This is a genomic window from Caldisericum sp. (genome assembly GCA_022759145.1).
Lineage (GTDB): Bacteria > Caldisericota > Caldisericia > Caldisericales > Caldisericaceae > Caldisericum.
This window is the reverse complement of the sequence record JAEMPV010000079.1, coordinates 1-2139: the sequence shown is the minus strand read 5'-3', so window position 1 is coordinate 2139 and position 2139 is coordinate 1. Positions and strand designations below refer to the sequence as shown.

Below are 2139 nucleotides of genomic sequence, written 5' to 3'. Positions count from 1 at the left end.
GAACAGAATCATATTCCCCCCAGTGTCTACAAATCTTGCATCTACTACAGGGGAAGTAACGGATGACTTTATCTATCATTATGGAAGACGTGCAAGAGGTGGGGCGGGCATAGTGACTGTTGAAAACGCATGTATTGAGTATCCTGTAACAATGGAAGGAAGGACTCAACCAAGACTTGATAAGGAAGAATATATAGCAGGTTTAAGCAGATTAACCGAGGAAATTCACAAGTATGGAGCCCTTGCTTTTATTGAACTTACTCATCAGGGGCTTTTTGGTGTCCATTTACCTGTCTACGCACCATCGGATGTGCCATTGAGACCTGATGGTGTCCATCCTCATGTGCTTTCAATAGATGAAATTGAATCTGTTGCAGAAAAGTTTGCTCGTGCTGCACTTGTTGCAAGGAAATCTGGTTTTGATGGTGTTGAAATAGAGGCAGCGCATGGTCTTTTGGTAGAGCAATTCTATTCACCACTAACCAATACAAGAACGGATGAATTTGGCGGGTCACTTGAAAACAGAACAAGATTTGCAAAATTAGTAATTGATAAAATAAAAGAGTTGTGCGGGAAAGACTTTCCTGTATCTGCAAGATTGGGAGTTATAGAGTTCATTAATGGTGGTATAAAACCTGAAGACGAAGGTTATCTTATAGCAAAGAAGTTTGAAGAATATGGGTACATCTTTTTGCATGCAGATGTTGGATTGGGTGATAAAGAGAAAAGATTAGAGCCAATGGGTTATCCGCAGGCGTGGCGTGCAGAATTTGCAAAGGTTTTAAAAGATAAAGGTGTAAAAGTGCCTGTTGTTGCAGTTGGTGTGATACGAGAGCCAGATGTAGCAGAAAAATTGATAGAGGATGGTGTTTCGGATTTTGTTGCGCTTGGAAGGACTCTCATTGCTGACCCTGATTGGCCTATAAAGGCAATGTATGGGCAGGAAGATTCTATAAGAAAATGTATTGGATGTTCAGAGTGCATTATGTCAAGACATGTCCTTGGAACGGCAATAAGATGCGGCGTAAATCCAAATGTAGGGAAAAGCGAGTCATATGAGAAACTTATTCCTGCATTACAAAGTAAGAAAGTTGTAGTTGTCGGGGCTGGACCTGCAGGATTGGAGGCTTCGAGAATCCTTACTCTAAGAGGACATAAGGTTGTCCTTTTTGATAAAGAGAATAAAATTGGCGGGGCATTGAATCTTGCAGCAATTCCTCCAAACAAAGAAAAGATAAAATGGCTTGTCGATTTTTATAAAGGCGAAGTCGAAAGACTAAAGATAGATGTTAGGCTCGGCATAAAAGTTGACAGGGAATTGATTATGAGTGAATCTCCTGATGCTGTAGTCCTTGCGATTGGTTCTGACCCACTAATCCCTAAAGTTCCTGGAATTGATGGTCCAAATGTTTTCCTGTATAAGGATGTGTTAACAAAAGAAAAAATTTCAGGAAAGAATGTTGTAGTCGGTGGGGGAGGGCTCATAGGGTGTGAAACTGCATTGTATCTTGCAAAGAATGGTAATAAAGTCACAATAGTTGAAATGCTGGATGATGTAGCAATCGGGATGGAAACATTAAGCAGAAAGTTCCTTATAAGAGAACTTAGAGAAAATAATGTTGAGATTATGACTAAATCTAAGATTATGGCACTATCCGAAAACAGCGTTAAGTATGAGAGATCAGGGAATGTTGAGGAAATTAATTTTGATGTCTTTGTAATTGCCTTTGGAGGAAAGCCTGCATCTTTTGAACCACTTGATGTGCCTACTTATAGAGTTGGCGATGCGGTGAGAGTATCAAAGATAGTTGAGGCAGTAAGAGATGGATATGCAATAGGAGTGAGTTTGTGATATTCAAAGGAGGTGGAGGGAGTTATGATTGACGAGGAGTGCGTTAGAGAACTTTTTTCCCACACTATAACAATTGAGGGTCTTGATGCTTGTGTTCACGAGATTTTGAAGAAGGTTGAGTTAGTTGAAAAAGGAAGGAAGATTGTTCTCACCTATAAAGGGAGAAAAGTAGGGCATTTGATCGAAAGGGTTCCTCTTGATTCCCTGAAGGTCTCAAAGTACTGGGAGGGACCTTTTGGTATAAAAACAGAACTTTCTTATAATGGACACTTTGCTGGGGTGCTTAT

At 40.2% G+C, this 2139-nt stretch carries 2 protein-coding genes; both read left to right on the top strand.

The genetic code is table 11. The features are described 5' to 3' along the window. Nucleotides 1-1852, top strand: a 1852-nt coding sequence (locus JHC30_05600; GenBank protein ID MCI4463629.1) for an FAD-dependent oxidoreductase, incomplete at its 5' end; no start/stop codon positions are given. A gap of 24 nt (nt 1853-1876) precedes the next feature. Then, on the top strand, nt 1877-2139 hold a 263-nt coding region (locus JHC30_05595; protein ID MCI4463628.1), incomplete at its 3' end, for a hypothetical protein.